Source organism: Metabacillus sp. RB-C-LZQ-3-1 (genome assembly GCF_058315175.1).
Window position 1 is genome coordinate 147,774 of the sequence record NZ_JBZFLI010000001.1, and the last position, 14,420, is coordinate 162,193.

The 14,420-nt window shown below is 34.3% G+C and carries 18 protein-coding genes; 15 read left to right on the forward strand and 3 right to left on the reverse strand.

Annotated features, from left to right (window positions below; genetic code table 11):
* Positions 1-260 precede the first annotated feature (260 nt).
* Both AC4GZ8_RS00860 and AC4GZ8_RS00865 read left to right on the forward strand, forming a co-directional pair.
* Complete coding sequence (locus tag AC4GZ8_RS00860; protein ID WP_491079911.1) at positions 261-767, forward strand: hypothetical protein; 507 nt, start codon at positions 261-263, stop codon at positions 765-767.
* 20 nt (positions 768-787) lie between these two features.
* Complete coding sequence (locus AC4GZ8_RS00865) at positions 788-1,273, forward strand: glutathione peroxidase (RefSeq protein ID WP_491079912.1); 486 nt, start codon at positions 788-790, stop codon at positions 1,271-1,273.
* Between the two features lie 87 nt (positions 1,274-1,360).
* Here AC4GZ8_RS00865 and AC4GZ8_RS00870 read toward each other — a convergent pair whose 3' ends face one another.
* Positions 1,361-1,600, reverse strand: a complete 240-nt coding sequence (locus AC4GZ8_RS00870) for a hypothetical protein (RefSeq protein WP_491079913.1) — start codon at positions 1,598-1,600, stop codon at positions 1,361-1,363.
* Positions 1,601-1,703: 103 nt separating this feature from the next.
* Between AC4GZ8_RS00870 and AC4GZ8_RS00875 the strand changes: the two genes are divergently transcribed.
* Entirely contained in the window at positions 1,704-2,342 is a 639-nt protein-coding gene (locus tag AC4GZ8_RS00875; protein ID WP_491079914.1) for an HD domain-containing protein, read from the forward strand.
* Positions 2,343-2,362: 20 nt separating this feature from the next.
* On the opposite strand, the gene AC4GZ8_RS00880 is transcribed toward AC4GZ8_RS00875, so the two are convergent.
* Positions 2,363-3,337, reverse strand: coding sequence for a C40 family peptidase (locus AC4GZ8_RS00880; RefSeq protein WP_491079915.1), 975 nt, complete (start codon positions 3,335-3,337; stop codon positions 2,363-2,365).
* 202 nt (positions 3,338-3,539) lie between these two features.
* On the opposite strand from AC4GZ8_RS00880, the gene AC4GZ8_RS00885 reads away from it, so the two are divergent.
* The 8 genes from AC4GZ8_RS00885 to AC4GZ8_RS00920 all read left to right on the forward strand — a co-directional run bounded on the left by AC4GZ8_RS00885 (position 3,540) and on the right by AC4GZ8_RS00920 (position 9,432).
* Entirely contained in the window at positions 3,540-4,664 is a 1,125-nt protein-coding gene (locus AC4GZ8_RS00885) for a conserved virulence factor C family protein (RefSeq protein WP_491079916.1), read from the forward strand.
* 119 nt (positions 4,665-4,783) lie between these two features.
* Positions 4,784-5,218: a BrxA/BrxB family bacilliredoxin gene (locus tag AC4GZ8_RS00890; RefSeq protein WP_491079917.1), complete on the forward strand. Its 435-nt coding sequence runs from the start codon at positions 4,784-4,786 to the stop codon at positions 5,216-5,218.
* Positions 5,219-5,269: 51 nt separating this feature from the next.
* The gene (locus AC4GZ8_RS00895) at positions 5,270-6,046 is read left to right on the forward strand and encodes a class I SAM-dependent methyltransferase (RefSeq protein ID WP_491079918.1); all 777 of its coding nucleotides are present in this window, start codon (positions 5,270-5,272) and stop codon (positions 6,044-6,046) included.
* Positions 6,047-6,079: 33 nt separating this feature from the next.
* Entirely contained in the window at positions 6,080-6,211 is a 132-nt protein-coding gene (locus tag AC4GZ8_RS00900) for a YuzL family protein (protein WP_491079919.1), read from the forward strand.
* A 318-nt stretch (positions 6,212-6,529) separates the two neighbouring features.
* On the forward strand, positions 6,530-7,135 hold the full coding sequence (locus AC4GZ8_RS00905) for a YpjP family protein (protein WP_491079920.1): 606 nt from the start codon (positions 6,530-6,532) through the stop codon (positions 7,133-7,135).
* A gap of 221 nt (positions 7,136-7,356) precedes the next feature.
* The gene (locus AC4GZ8_RS00910; RefSeq protein WP_491079921.1) at positions 7,357-8,097 is read left to right on the forward strand and encodes an anthrax toxin lethal factor-related metalloendopeptidase; all 741 of its coding nucleotides are present in this window, start codon (positions 7,357-7,359) and stop codon (positions 8,095-8,097) included.
* Between the two features lie 43 nt (positions 8,098-8,140).
* The gene (locus AC4GZ8_RS00915; RefSeq protein ID WP_491079922.1) at positions 8,141-8,935 is read left to right on the forward strand and encodes a thymidylate synthase; all 795 of its coding nucleotides are present in this window, start codon (positions 8,141-8,143) and stop codon (positions 8,933-8,935) included.
* Positions 8,932-9,432 carry a dihydrofolate reductase gene (locus AC4GZ8_RS00920; RefSeq protein ID WP_491079923.1) on the forward strand — a complete coding sequence of 167 codons (501 nt, stop codon included), beginning with the start codon at positions 8,932-8,934 and terminating at the stop codon, positions 9,430-9,432. The genes AC4GZ8_RS00915 and AC4GZ8_RS00920 overlap by 4 nt, the downstream gene beginning before the upstream one ends.
* A gap of 114 nt (positions 9,433-9,546) precedes the next feature.
* Here AC4GZ8_RS00920 and trhA read toward each other — a convergent pair whose 3' ends face one another.
* Positions 9,547-10,188, reverse strand: a complete 642-nt coding sequence (gene trhA, locus AC4GZ8_RS00925; RefSeq protein WP_491079924.1) for a PAQR family membrane homeostasis protein TrhA — start codon at positions 10,186-10,188, stop codon at positions 9,547-9,549.
* Between the two features lie 450 nt (positions 10,189-10,638).
* On the opposite strand from trhA, the gene ilvA reads away from it, so the two are divergent.
* The 4 genes from ilvA to AC4GZ8_RS00945 all read left to right on the forward strand — a co-directional run bounded on the left by ilvA (position 10,639) and on the right by AC4GZ8_RS00945 (position 14,406).
* A complete protein-coding gene (gene ilvA / locus AC4GZ8_RS00930; protein ID WP_491079925.1) occupies positions 10,639-11,907 on the forward strand; it encodes a threonine ammonia-lyase IlvA in 1,269 nt (422 codons plus the stop codon).
* Between the two features lie 103 nt (positions 11,908-12,010).
* The gene (locus AC4GZ8_RS00935) at positions 12,011-12,262 is read left to right on the forward strand and encodes a DUF2535 family protein (protein ID WP_491079926.1); all 252 of its coding nucleotides are present in this window, start codon (positions 12,011-12,013) and stop codon (positions 12,260-12,262) included.
* Between the two features lie 114 nt (positions 12,263-12,376).
* A complete protein-coding gene (locus AC4GZ8_RS00940) occupies positions 12,377-13,219 on the forward strand; it encodes a DegV family protein (RefSeq protein ID WP_491079927.1) in 843 nt (280 codons plus the stop codon).
* Positions 13,220-13,437: 218 nt separating this feature from the next.
* On the forward strand, positions 13,438-14,406 hold the full coding sequence (locus tag AC4GZ8_RS00945) for a nucleoside hydrolase (RefSeq protein ID WP_491079928.1): 969 nt from the start codon (positions 13,438-13,440) through the stop codon (positions 14,404-14,406).
* The last annotated feature ends 14 nt before the right edge of the window (positions 14,407-14,420 follow it).

Consider the following 14,420-nt stretch of genomic DNA (forward strand, 5'->3'; position numbering starts at 1 on the left):
ATACACCCCCGAAAACATAGTTGAACTTTTTGACTATACAATAAAGAACCAGACAGTCACTGATTCTTTATTATAGAAAGTTTAGAAAAATAATTCAATTTATATATTTCAATAAATAACCATTTTATTAGATAATTATTAATTATAACGTAAATAAATGTTATTCTGAGTTATTTAATAAGTATAAAGTATGGTAAAGTAATCTTAATATTGAAAAAAAGAGTGAAAAAATTTAACTTTTGTCATCATTGGGAGGAATAATGTTCGATCCAACGGTATTCGATAATTTAAAGGTTGTTATTGAAGGATATATTTATGAAATGGATATGGATCATCAGATATCTGTAACAGATCGCAGTGACATTATCGATTTAGCAACGATGTCTCGAAAATACTCTATCTCTTTTAAAGGAATTAAGAAAAAAAGAAGAATGGCTAAGCTTCAGATTGAAATGCCACATCATGAATTGTCTGGTGAACTTCTTCAAACATTACTAAAACCAGGTTGTATTGTAAAACTCTTTTTTTTGGAAACGCAAAATTCGAAGGAATATGATGAAATTTTATATAAAAAATTGAAAAAAAGTTGGGGTGATCACCCTGTTACATTGTTCTTAACAAAAGAACTTACTGCTACCTCTTATATCTATCATCACAAATATCAGGTGGAATTTCAAACTTCTTTTGGTGAGGATGATTTAGAGGAATTAGTAAAAATCGTAGATCATGCAATTGCTTTACTTGGTTTACCATCAAAAAAATCCTGAAATAAAAGGCTGGTGATCGTATGAGTATTTATGATTTTGAAGTAGAAACAATTAAAGGGGAGAAAAAGATTCTCAAAGAATATAAGAATAAAGTTTTATTAATCGTAAACACAGCAAGCAAATGTGGTTTTACTCCACAGTACAAACAACTTCAGGAGTTATATGAAGAATTTAAAGAGCAAGGATTTGCGGTACTTGGATTTCCTTGTAATCAGTTTATGGGTCAAGAACCTGGCAACCATAATGAAATTGAACGTTTTTGTGAAATTAATTATGGTGTGACCTTTCCTTTGTTTTCAAAAATCGATGTGAATGGAGAAAATGCTCATCCGCTCTTTACTTATTTATCGATTGAAACGCCAGGACTCTTAGGAAGTAAAGCAATTAAATGGAATTTCACAAAGTTTTTAATTGATTCAAATGGTCACCCTGTTGAACGGTTTTCACCGAATACAAATCCTAAACAAATAACGCCACATATCGAGAAATTGCTAAATCAAAAATAAATAGTTGTATGTACTTAAAGGACAGTCCTTTTGAGGCATACTTATTGGATGAAAAATCAAGACTGTCCTTTACAAACACGTTTTTAACTAGAGCACTAAAAGGTATTGAATTTGATTTCCCGGAAGTGCTGTAATGTGGTGAATGCTATAGCCGATACTAATAAGCTGGGACAATGTTTCAGCACAGTTTTCTCTTGGTGGTTCAGTAGGGGCATGAAAACTTGGATACATTTGGTGAAATGTATTATTTTCGAAACAATGTAATAAAATTACATGCCGTCCTATCCATGCCTGCCCAATCATTGTTTGATGATTCCTGCCCTTCATCTGTTTTGCTCCTTTGAGTTTGATAAAATATTATATGAACCTCAGCTAGTCAAACGTTCTTCATCTTTAAGCTATGATATTAAAAGGAAAGGCAACGATCGAAATGAATCGAAAAAGTATTATTGAAAACATCAAGTGTTATGTATATAAACAGTTAGAACACGAGGGAACTGGTCATGATAAATGGCATATTGAAAGAGTAAGAAAGCTTGCAATACATATAGCTGAAAAAGAAAAAGCAAATCTCTTTATTGTCGAATTAGCTGCCCTGCTTCATGATTTAATAGATGACAAACTGAAAGATACGATTAAAATAGATCTCTATGATGTTGATGATTTATTAAAGAAGTATCATGTTGAAAAAGATGATAGAGTTAAAATATTAACGATCATCGATTCGATTAGCTTCAGAAAGAAAGTCAATTCGGATGAATTAAGCCTTGAAGGGAGAATTGTTCAAGATGCAGATCGGCTCGATGCAATAGGGGCAATCGGAATTGCTAGAACATTTTCCTATGCAGGTTCTCAAGGTCATATCATTTATGATCCAGAAAAGAAACATACAACCAATGCTATTCAGCATTTTTATGATAAGTTACTCAGGATATTAGACTTGATGAATACTGAAACAGCAATACATTTAGCTAAGGAAAGACATGTGTTTCTACAAAAATATTTAAAACAGTTTTATGCTGAGTGGGATGCTAGTTTTGAGAATGAAGGAACAAGAAAAGGTATATAATGCTTGCTCCTTCAAAAAAATTAATATGAAGGTATTTTTTTAGCTCCAAGATATCGATCCTGCCAATATGGATCGGAGAGGAGACTAATCGTGACCCCTTTCGAAGAACTAGTGTGAACAAACTCTCCGTTCCCTAAATAAATTCCAGCGTGTGATGGGCCTGGTTTATAAGTTTCAAAAAAAACAATATCACCAATGCCTACTTTTTGAACGGGCTTAGCAAAGTTCCACATTTCATTAACAGTTCTAGGGATCAAGACATTAGCCTGATTAAACACATATTGAATAAATCCACTACAGTCAAAGCCAGCAGGAGTCGTTCCTCCCCAGACATAATTGGTTCCAACAAATGATTTCGCGATAGATGTCACTGAGTTTTGTACCTTTGTATTATGAACAGTTTTTACTTTAACTGATTGTAACGTTTTCCCTTTTTTATTTCGGTTGGTTGAAATGTGAAGTTGTGTAGAAGCATCCAATTTTCCTGTAACTTCAAGATTGTTTATCTTTTGATATTCTTTAACTGCTGCTAACGTTAGAGGACCAAAAATTCCATCTAATGAACCTTTGTAATAGTTTAGAGCTTTGAGCTTTGTTTGAAAGGATGTAATTTGTTTATTTTGATCGCCGAATTTTAGGGTGATTGCAGGGGTAACTGCTACTAGCTTTGAGAAGGTTTTTTCATCAATCACTCCGTCTACTTTTAAATGATGTAATTGTTGAAACTGTTTAACCGCATTTTCTGTCTTTTTTCCAAAAATCCCATCAATGCTTCCTTGATATAACATCAGCTTCGCCAATTTTTCTTGTAATTTAGTAACAGTATGACCTGTATGCCCATATCTAAAAGTATGGGATTTAACAATCGGTGATGTAGAAATAGAATGATAATCAAAGATTTCTCCAGCTTTCACAAGAGAAGTTCCGCTAAATATTACTCCTGCAGCAACAGATGAAATGACAATTGCTTCCTTTGCAGTGCTTGATAAAGACATTCAACTCTCCCCTAACATTTGAAAATTAATAAACAAGTGTAAGAAAATGGATGATATCCCTAAAAAATACTATCGTTGACAAAATATATGCCAACCAAGCTTCCCTTCTTTTTTGAGTTGACAAGTTAAAATCCTATGAATAGCATGTGTGAACAAGGCTATGTTACAATATCATTACGAAAATAATAAAGGAGTGCCCAAAATGAAGATAAAGTCTATTGAACCTACTCCAAGTCCGAATACAATGAAGGTTCTTTTATCAGAGGAGCTTCCTTCTGGAAAAAGCAATAATTATAAAAAAGATTCAGCGGATGAGGCACCGCAAATCATAAGAGATATTCTTGCAATAGAAGGGGTTAAAGGCGTTTATCATGTTGCCGATTTTCTCGCGGTTGAAAGAAATGCAAAATATGATTGGAAAGATTTGTTAGCACAAGTTCGCCAAGCTTTTGGAGAAGAATTGACTGAAGGTGCAGCAGGTAATGAAAATAACGAAGAAGCATTTGGTGAGGTGAAAGTATTTATCCAAATGTTTAATCAAATTCCAATGCAAGTCAAATTGACAGATGGAATGACAGAGCAACGTTTCGGATTACCCGATCGATTTAAGGAAGCTGTCTTTACCGCTCAAAAATCAAAAGAAAATGTTGTTTTAGATCGCCAATGGAAAGAACATGGTGTTCGATATGGTGACCTCGAGGATATTGGGAAAGAGGTTGTAGATGAAATAAATGCTGCTTATTCTGAGAAACGTCTTGAAAATTTAGTTAAAGCTTCGGCAGAAAATAAAGAAAAGACAAAAATACAACCTCGCAAATCATATAAAGTAACGCTTGAGATGTTAGACAGTGATGATTGGACTGAAAGATTCGCTCATTTAGATCAAATGGATCCTACAGAAGAGGATATCCCTGTTTTAGAAAAAGCATTAAACGATGAAAAAGCTTCAATAAGAAGGCTTGCTACTGTTTATTTAGGAATGATTGAAAAGCCAACTGTTCTACCATTGCTATATAAAGCCTTAAAAGATAAAACGGTTACGGTAAGAAGGACAGCAGGGGATTGTCTTTCAGACATTGGTGATCCTGCAGCAATGGAAGAAATGATGAATGCTTTAAAAGACAAAAATAAATTAGTTAGATGGAGAGCAGCCATGTTTCTTTACGAAGTAGGGGATCAAAAGGCACTGCCAGCATTAAAAGAAGCTGAAAATGATCCTGAGTTTGAAGTTAGCATGCAGATCAAAATGGCAATAGAGCGTATTGAAGGCGGAGAAGAAGCTAAAGGGTCAGTTTGGAAGCAGATGACAGAAAGTCGAAAAGGGTAAATTTAATAGAACAACCAACCATTATGAGTGGTTGGTTGTTCTATTATGTTCGTATTTGCAATGAAAAAAGCGCTATAGTATTCTTAAAATACATGTAAAGGATTTGGAGGGATTAATTTATGTCAATGGCATACGAAGAATATATGAGACAAATGGTTAAACCTATGCGAGCAGAATTAACAAATGCCGGGTTTGAGGAATTGACAACTGAGGAAGAAGTAAAGCAATTTATGAAAGAAGAGAATGGAACTGTTCTTGTTGTTGTAAATTCTGTTTGCGGGTGTGCAGCTGGCCTAGCAAGACCTGCAGCTACTCAAGCTGTCCTTAATGCTGAAAAAAAGCCTAATAAGCTTGTTACAGTATTCGCAGGACAGGATAAAGAAGCAACAGCAAAGATGCGGGAATATTTTGAGGGCTATGAGCCATCTTCACCATCAATGGCCCTATTGAAAGAAGGAAAAGTCGTCCACTTTATTCCACGTCATGAAATTGAGGGGAATTCCATCGAGGCAATAATGCAAAACTTAGAAAGTTCATTTGAAAAATACTGCTAAAAGGATGCTCTTGCATCCTTTTTATTATAGATAATATAGGAGATATACATAATGATTGTAACAACGTCTGGAAGACCTGATGACAAGCTAACGCAATATGCAAGGCATATTGCTGATGTACTTGATACTTCTTTTTATAAGCGGAACAAAAGATCTGTAGCCGACATAAAAAAGGAAGTTTTGGATCATGTCATTGTAGTGGGAAAGAATCGGTTAGAATTACACTTTTTAAATGAAGATAGTCCATTGTTTTTTCATCCTAATTCAGCTGTGTTCAGGATTAAAAGATTAATGAAAGGTGAGGGAGATCCCTTTTGTGAGGCGTGCAATTTACAACCTGCTGATAAGCTTTTAGACTGCACATTAGGGCTAGGATCTGACAGTATCGTCGGGAGTTATATAGTAGGAAAACAAGGATTAGTAATGGGAATTGAAGGAAGTAAGATTATGTCTTATCTCGTTCATAATGGCCTTAAACAATGGGAAACAGGATCGACGTTAATTGACGAGGCTATGAGACGAGTTGTTGTACTTCATCAAGATCATTTAGCATACCTTAAAAGCTGTGAGGATCATTCATTTGATGTCGTATATTTTGATCCAATGTTCGAGGAAACGATTGAAGGCTCTACTGGAATTACACCTTTAAAAAACATTGCTAACTATTCGCCATTACTAGTTGAAACAATAACTGAGGCAAAACGTGTGGCCAAAAAAAGAGTTGTTTTAAAAGATCACTGGAAAAGTACAAGGTTTGAGCAATTTCAGTTTAAAGTGAAAATTCGTAAATCGGCAAAATTCCATTATGGAGTTATAGAATTATCCTAATAGCAGATGATAAGACAGTGGAGGTGTATTCATTTGGCAAAAAGAAAAGTTGACCCATCAAGAGCAGGTCTTAGCTCTCCAAACGTAGAAGGGCAAGGAACAACAGCAAATGAAACCAATGGTCGTCAGGTAGATTCTGCACGAAAAAAATCAAAAAGGTCTTAAAAGAAAGGGTGCTCTTTCATAAAGGGCACCCTATTCCTATGTATTAATCTGTAATTTCTACATAAATAAAATATGCAAGTGTAATAAACGAAAGTATGACGAACAATGTATCGTAGCTCATTTTAGATCCTCCTATTGATTATTCTTTACTATTTACCTGTATCCATTATTTTAAACGTTTTCTTACGACATTAAAAGGAGATGTTGTAATATTTTAAACACAGATTTTTTTGGAAATTTGTCATGAAATTGTTATATCTTAACATATCACTCTATGATAAGATATTCATATATTCTTAATGTTGGAGGAGCCCTGCTATGAACAAATGGTTACGTAAATCTCTTGTTATTCTCTTTTCAATTGCAACATTTGGTCTTGTTACACCACCTGCTTCATTAGCAGCAGTTCAGGATAAACCGACAGAAGATTCTGTTTCAAATTCTACCATCTCGAGTGAGGATACGAAACAAATAGCTGAAACACATTTAGATGTTAAAGAAGAGAAAGCGCTCACAAATGATGAGCTTTTGTCTAATATTCTCTTGGAAGCAGAGCAAAAGTCTTTTGTGAAATTTGGAGATAAAATTGGAAATGTTATTGAAGATGAATTTAAACAAGTAATCTTTCCTAAAATGGAAGAAGTGATTACATATTATTTAAATGTTGAAGATGATGAACTTTTTCAGCATATTGAAATATCAAAACCTTCTGGTGGAACTGGAGAAAAAATATTTCACATTTATCATTCTCAAACAGGGGAAGATTTATTACGATTTCATGTTCGCAGAGAAAATCGACCTTTAGAAGGTTACTGGTTTAATTTCCATTACCATACTTACCATGATTCTTTTCAGTCACATAAAGACTTAGGTAGTATTTACTGGGATAAAAATACTCCTCCAAATTGGATGAGCTTTCATTAATAGATTGACTAAAGTAAAGAGTATGCACATGATGCATGCTCTTTTTATTTGTTCCTTAACAAATAGTATTCGTATATCAATACATTCTAGATGAATTAAGTGAGATATGTTAATATTTTAATATAATGATATTCGTATAAAATATAGGCTCCTAATATTACCTCGAAAAAATATATATGTATTCCACAAATGTTTATTTATCAAAAGAGAGGAAGTACAACATGAGAAAGGCAATTTTTCTTCTATTCATCTTCCTTATTTGTATTCCTTTTTATCATCTTGCCAAAGCTTTCCCGGAAGGGAGGCCTCTTTCCACCTATCAATTTAAGACAACAAAGTTTACACTCACGAAACCTGTTGTAAAAGAATTGATATTATTGCCAAATTCTGACTTCCCGGAAAAAGAAGCGATCAAGATGATAAAAAATATTCAAAAAGTAGATGATGATATCTTATTGCTAGCAGCGGAGGAAAGTATACAAGTTAAATTATTTACAGGTTCCTTAACAAATATAAATGGATTAAAAGGCTTAAAAAATATAAAACCAAGAGGCTATGGGGAAAATGATCCAAACTGGGATGTTGTTCCAGGAATGAGTGAAGATCGTGTTGTTTATGCAAAAATTGGACATAGTGAATTTGGCAAAGGGCATGGTTCAATCTGTTTAGAGCTACATGAATTTGCCCATGCAATTGATCGTTATGTCTTTCATTATGTGCGTTTTGATCCGGTGTTTATTAATATTTGGAAGCAAGAGGTAGACTTCCTCTTTCCTTTCAATAACTACTTCCTACAGTTTCCTGAAGAATATTTCGCAGAAGCTTTTGCCATGTATTACTATGATAAAAATAGTAAGGATGTCCTTAGCGAAATCGCTCCTTTAACTTTTAAATATATTCAGTCATTAGAAAATAAGGCGTATGAACAGCAAAACAAATTATATGTGAATTCCCAATATTAAATGGTAAAATATACGAAGGATTACAAGTAAGGGAAGTGTAAAAATGAAGCAGTACTTAGATTTATGTAAGCATGTTCTTGAAAATGGTGTAAAAAAAGAAGACCGTACAGGTACGGGGACTATTAGTACATTCGGATATCAAATGAGATTCAATCTCCAAGATGGATTCCCGCTTATCACAACAAAAAAGCTTCATACTAAATCAATCATCCATGAGCTATTATGGTTTTTAAAAGGTGATACGAACGTAAAGTATTTACAAGAAAATGGCGTAAGAATATGGAATGAATGGGCTGATGAAAACGGTGAGTTAGGGCCTGTTTACGGACATCAGTGGAGAGCATGGCCTGCACGTGATGGTTCTACGATTGATCAAATTACAAATGTAGTAGAACAAATTAAAAACAATCCTGATTCAAGAAGGCTAATTGTTTCTGCTTGGAATGTTGCAGATGTAGACAATATGGCATTACCTCCTTGTCATTGCTTTTTTCAGTTTTACGTTGCTGAAGGAAAGCTTTCTTGTCAGTTATATCAACGCTCCGCTGACGTATTTCTAGGAGTCCCTTTTAACATTGCTTCTTATGCATTGTTAGTTCATATAATGGCTAAAGCAACCAATTTAGAGGTAGGAGAATTTGTGCATACCTTTGGAGATGTGCACATTTATACCAATCATATTGAACAGGTGAAAGAACAATTACAAAGAGAACCACGCTCATTGCCAACATTAACAATCAACCGTGATGTAACATCGATTTTTGATTTTACATTTGAAGATTTTTCAATTGAAGGTTATGATCCCCATCCTCACATAAAAGGAGTTGTTAGTGTTTGATTTCGTTAATTGTTGCAATGGATCAACATCGACTAATCGGAAAAGACAATCAATTGCCATGGCATATTCCTCAAGATTTAGCCTATTTTAAAAAAGTAACAATGAATCACAAAATTATTATGGGAAGAAAAACATTCGAATCAATTGGAAGACCTCTTCCGGGACGCGAAAATATTATTTTAACAAGGGATAAAACATATACTCAAGAAGGGTGTACGATTTTGCATTCTATTGATGAGATCATTGGAATGTCTACTCATTCGGATGAGGAATTATTCGTGATCGGTGGAGCGGAGATCTTCAAAGAAATATTACCGGTAAGTGATCGTCTATACATTACTAAAATTGATCATGTGTTTGAGGGCGATACTTATTTTCCTAATATAAATGAAACTGAATGGAAGAAGGTTTCCGTTGAAAAGGGGATTAAGGACGAGAAAAATCCTTATGATTATCAATTTGTTGTTTATGAAAAGATCAATAAAGTGGAAAAATAATTTTGAACAATGTTGGTCATTCAACACTAAGCCATTCTTTTTAACCAACAAAAACAAAAAAGCAGGACAAGCCAGTGAATCTGGTTTTGTCCTGCTTTTTGATTACTTGCTTTATTAAGGTAAAAGATAGAGTAAAACAGAAAAGTAGTGCAGAACAGTTCCTGCAAGGACAAATAGGTGCCATACTGCATGATGGTATTTGAAACCACGCCACACATAAAATATAGCTCCAATTGTGTATAAAACTCCTCCAATAACGAGAAGGATGACACCGTTTAATGGCACATTTGAGATGATATGATTCCAAGCAAAAACGATTAACCATCCCATAATGACGTACATGATTGTTGAGAAGAAAAGGAATTTTTTCACAAAAAATGATTTGAAAATTGTTCCGCCTATTGCGAGTCCCCAAACAATCCCAAATAATGTCCAGCCGACCCAACCTTTTACCGCAATAAAAAGGAATGGAGTGTATGTTCCGGCGATAAAAAAGTAAATTGCCGAATGGTCTAAAACCTCAAAGAAATCTTTCGCTTTGCCTTCAGGAAAACTGTGAACAAGGGTAGATGCTGTATATAATAGAACCATTGTAGCTCCGAACAAGGTAAAGCTTACAACATGCCAAGCTGTTCCGTGTAAAGAAGCAAAAACAATTAATATCACCAATCCCGCAATGCTTAGTAACCCACCGATACCATGTGTAATTGAATTTGCAATTTCTTCCCCTTTTGAAAAGGTATGTGTATTTGCCATTTCTTGCTCCTTTCAACTTATAATAATGTCATTTAGAATAACTAGATTTTTTAAAGCAAAACTGTTTAAGATGATTGACGTAAAGTAAGAGATTCCTGAGGAAGCTCACCGCTATTCATACAGAAAACGATCATCCTCTTGCTGCAATCAACCATTCACGATACTAGTTATATAGCCAACTTAGATTGCAAAAACCGCATAAAATCAATCAGTTAATTTATCTATTATATCACTTGATCATATAAAATACATAACTTATCAGTATGCTATAATTAAAAACATCAGCGTTATGTATAATTTTAACACCTCTAAAGCGTTTGGTGTGTAAATATTAATGTCTTATCTAACAAGTATTTCTTAAAAAAATGTTAATTTTTATAATATTTCCTTTAAATTTTGAATATTCATGATATAATTTCAAATTAACAAGCAGTTGAAAGGACCGTGACAATGAAACAAGCTATCAATGATTTGCACAATGTTTATGTAGAAGATATTTTAAAAGCACATCATCTCCTAAAGGATGTTGTGACACATACACCGTTACAAAAAAATGAACAACTCTCTGAAAAATATCAATGTAACGTATACTTAAAGCGTGAGGATTTGCAAGTAGTTCGTTCTTTTAAAATCCGTGGAGCGTTTAATAAGATTAAGCAGCTAGATCCTGATGCTACTGTAAATGGCATTGTTTGTGCGAGTGCAGGGAACCATGCACAAGGTGTGGCATATTCGTGTAGACAATTGAAAATTCATGGTAAAATTTTTATGCCCTCTACAACTCCAAGACAAAAGGTTTCACAGGTTGAATTATTCGGAAAAGAATTTGTCGAGATTATCTTAACCGGAGATACGTTTGATGATGCGTATCAAAATGCTGTTGCTTGCAGTGAACAAGAAAAACGTACATTTATTCATCCATTTGATGATACTGAGGTCATTGCTGGTCAGGGAACTGTTGCAGTTGAGATCTTAAACGATGCCGATGTTGAAATCGATTATGTTGTTGCAAGCGTTGGCGGCGGCGGACTTATTTCAGGTATAGGAACATATTTTAATTCGATATCACCGTCAACGAAAATTATTGGTGTTGAACCAGAAGGTGCCCCAGCTTTATATCAATCAAGAGTTGAAAATAAAGTAGTGTCCCTTGATAAAATAGATAAATTTGTAGACGGTGCAGCAGTCAAGAAAGTTGGAGACAAAACGTTTTTAATTTGCAATGATGTTGTGGAAGAAGTGCTATTGGTCCCTGAAGGAAAAATTTGTACAACCATTTTAGAGCTATATAATGAAAATGCCATTGTTGCAGAACCTGCAGGTGCTTTGTCCATTTCTGCGCTTGACTTCTTACGGGATCAAATTAAAGGGAAAAATGTTGTATGTGTTGTTAGTGGCGGAAATAATGATATTGGAAGAATGCAGGAAATTAAAGAGCGTTCAATGATGTATGAAGGGTTACAGCATTATTTTATTGTTAATTTCCCACAACGTGCAGGTGCACTTCGAGAATTTCTTGATGAAGTTTTAGGTCCAAATGATGATATTAATCGTTTTGAATACACAAAGAAAAACAATAAAGATAAAGGCCCAGCGTTAGTAGGAATTGAACTAAAACAAAAAGAAGATTATGAACCACTTCTTCAACGAATGAAGAAAAAAGGATTTTTCTTTACAGAAGTTAATAAAGATAGCAATCTTTTTCATTTACTTATCTAACATTTATACACCCTAAAAAACTTTATCTTAGACAAATTTAGACAGACTTCTCTATTGGATTGGGTTATAATAAAGGAAACGGGTAAAAAAGAGGATTGATAACTTGTTATTCAAAAGCCTAGAGTTCAAGTTAATGAGTGGACAGAAGGTAAAAATTACTGATATTCCAGTATTGGAGGAAGATAACAAATACTGTTTCATGCTTCAAATCCGTTTACAAAAACTTATAACATTAATCCATGCACAAAGAAATCCAAAGACTATTTATTCTTTTAAAGATTATTTGAAAAAACTACTAAAATGGCCTGATTATGAGGCGATATTTGGTAGCAATGTTCTAAAAAACAATGCTTAGAAGAAAGGGAGCCATAAATTGGAATGGCTCCCTTTCCTATTCCAATATACTAATCATTGATTATGATGTAATTGACTGTATAATTAAAGATAGTATTTCTAGGGATGTGATGGTTTGACCAAAATAAAAATTGTAACAGATTCAACAATTGACGTTAGCAAAGAATTATTAGAAGAATACAAAGTGACGATTGTACCGTTATCGATTACAATAGATTCTAAAAATTATATTGATGGTGTTGATCTTACACCAGATGTGTTTATTGAATTGATGAGTCAATCCAAAGAGCTGCCAAAAAGCTCGCAGCCACCTGTTGGCGAATTTTTAAACATATACGATGAGTTGGGGAAAGATGGAAGTTCTATTATATCTATTCATATGACAAAGGGGTTAAGCGGAACAGTACAATCAGCTGAAGCAGCAGCCCAAATGTCTTCTTCTGATGTAACAGTGATTGATTCTATGTTTATTTCAAAAGCATTAGGTTTTCAAGTCATTGAATCGGCAAAAATGGCTCAAAATGGTTCAACAAAGGAAGAAATTCTAAATAGAATTGAAGAGATTCGGAAAAGCACCAAATTATATGTATGTGTAGACACACTTGAGAACCTTGTAAAAGGTGGTCGAATAGGTCGAGGAAAAGCGCTTATAGGATCTCTTCTTAACATAAAGCCGATGGCTAAATTACAAGACGGTGTCTATACCCCTGTCGGAAAAGTAAGAAATCATTCACAGGCTGTAAAATATTTAGCGAAGCAATTTGCTGATGACGTAAAGGGGAAAACTGTTAAAGCAGTAGGGATTGCTCATGCAGACGCCTTTGAATTTGCGAACAATTTAAAGAAAGCTGTAACTGAAAATAGTCCGAACAGTATAGTGGATATATCTTTTACAACCCCAATCATTTCTACCCATACAGGTAGAGGGGCAGTCGGGTTTATGTTCTATGCTGAATAAATAAAGAAATGGCGATTTTGTATGATCCTTCAAGCTATTTGAACGATCAATATGAAGTCGCTTTTTTCATGAGGGATATACCTGGCATTAGATGAAAAACATCTCCGAAGGATAGGCACTCAAAAGAATTAATATTCATAGAAATATCATAAGTCATGTAATAATGCCGTCCTAATCACTGTATCAGTTTATTTTACATACGGCTAATACTTGAGGGGGTGTTTAAAATCGGTAAAAAAGTGTTGTTTTTTGGAGACTTTGGAATTGATGATATTGTTGCACTATTATTTGCTTATTATAGTAATGAAATAGATATAGTAGGGATTGTAGTGGATTATGGAAACATCTCTAAAGAAAATGCTACAATAACGGCTAGACATTTAAGAGAAATAACAGGTTTAGAAAATATCCCCATTATCGGAGGTGCTGTAAGGCCGTTAACAGGTGAGGAACCGACTTATTTTCCTGAGATCCATGGAGAATATGGTCTAGGGCCAATTACGCCTGATTTAACAGAACCAATTCCTGAATTGGAAAACTTTCATGAAATTGTTTCTGTTATCGAATCGTATCCTGATGAGATCGTGATTGTCAGTGTTGGGAGATTAACTTCCCTAGCCACTGCAGTTGTCCTCTACCCCACTCTTCTCGCACAAGTTAAAGAGTTTTTTATTATGGGGGGAGCATTTCTGTACCCTGGAAATGCTACACCTATTGCAGAAGCAAATTTTTATAGTGATCACTTTGCAGCGAATTTAGTTTTAAGCAAAGCACAGAAATCTAAAATTTTTCCTCTAAACGTTACGAGTTATGCAATAATTCCTGACAATTTTATTGATGATTTAGATAAACATTTTAAAAGAAATGGTGATCGAGCAGGGATGTTGTTAAAGCCCATGATCGAATACTATACAAAATGGTATCAAAAAAGGGATCCTTCTATTACCGGAGGGCCCTTACATGATTTGTTAACAATTTGGGCTGTAGCAAATAGTCATCACTTTGAGTTTCTTGAAAAACCAGTCAAAGTTAGTACAGAGAGTGATGATGCACGCGGTCAGAGTATAGGCGACTTTAGACCTTTTAAAGAGCTTGCTGATTATCCTACTCACTTAATAGCAAGTAAATTTAATCGAGCATTTTTTTTAGAAGATATTTATTATACTTTTAAACAAGTAAAAAGGTAATAGGCAGGTCATAA

Bases quoted from the DNA above. Each gene is read 5' to 3' on its own strand.
- AC4GZ8_RS00870 (WP_491079913.1), bottom strand. From the start codon at position 1,600: ATGAAGGGCAGGAATCATCAAACAATGATTGGGCAGGCATGGATAGGA.
- trhA (WP_491079924.1), bottom strand. From the start codon at position 10,188: ATGGCAAATACACATACCTTTTCAAAAGGGGAAGAAATTGCAAATTCA.
- AC4GZ8_RS00880 (WP_491079915.1), bottom strand. From the start codon at position 3,337: ATGTCTTTATCAAGCACTGCAAAGGAAGCAATTGTCATTTCATCTGTT.
- AC4GZ8_RS00860 (WP_491079911.1), top strand. From the start codon at position 261: ATGTTCGATCCAACGGTATTCGATAATTTAAAGGTTGTTATTGAAGGA.
- ilvA (WP_491079925.1), top strand. From the start codon at position 10,639: ATGAAACAAGCTATCAATGATTTGCACAATGTTTATGTAGAAGATATT.
- AC4GZ8_RS00885 (WP_491079916.1), top strand. From the start codon at position 3,540: ATGAAGATAAAGTCTATTGAACCTACTCCAAGTCCGAATACAATGAAG.
- AC4GZ8_RS00905 (WP_491079920.1), top strand. From the start codon at position 6,530: ATGAACAAATGGTTACGTAAATCTCTTGTTATTCTCTTTTCAATTGCA.
- AC4GZ8_RS00875 (WP_491079914.1), top strand. From the start codon at position 1,704: ATGAATCGAAAAAGTATTATTGAAAACATCAAGTGTTATGTATATAAA.
- AC4GZ8_RS00915 (WP_491079922.1), top strand. From the start codon at position 8,141: ATGAAGCAGTACTTAGATTTATGTAAGCATGTTCTTGAAAATGGTGTA.
- AC4GZ8_RS00895 (WP_491079918.1), top strand. From the start codon at position 5,270: ATGATTGTAACAACGTCTGGAAGACCTGATGACAAGCTAACGCAATAT.
- AC4GZ8_RS00910 (WP_491079921.1), top strand. From the start codon at position 7,357: ATGAGAAAGGCAATTTTTCTTCTATTCATCTTCCTTATTTGTATTCCT.
- AC4GZ8_RS00890 (WP_491079917.1), top strand. From the start codon at position 4,784: ATGTCAATGGCATACGAAGAATATATGAGACAAATGGTTAAACCTATG.
- AC4GZ8_RS00865 (WP_491079912.1), top strand. From the start codon at position 788: ATGAGTATTTATGATTTTGAAGTAGAAACAATTAAAGGGGAGAAAAAG.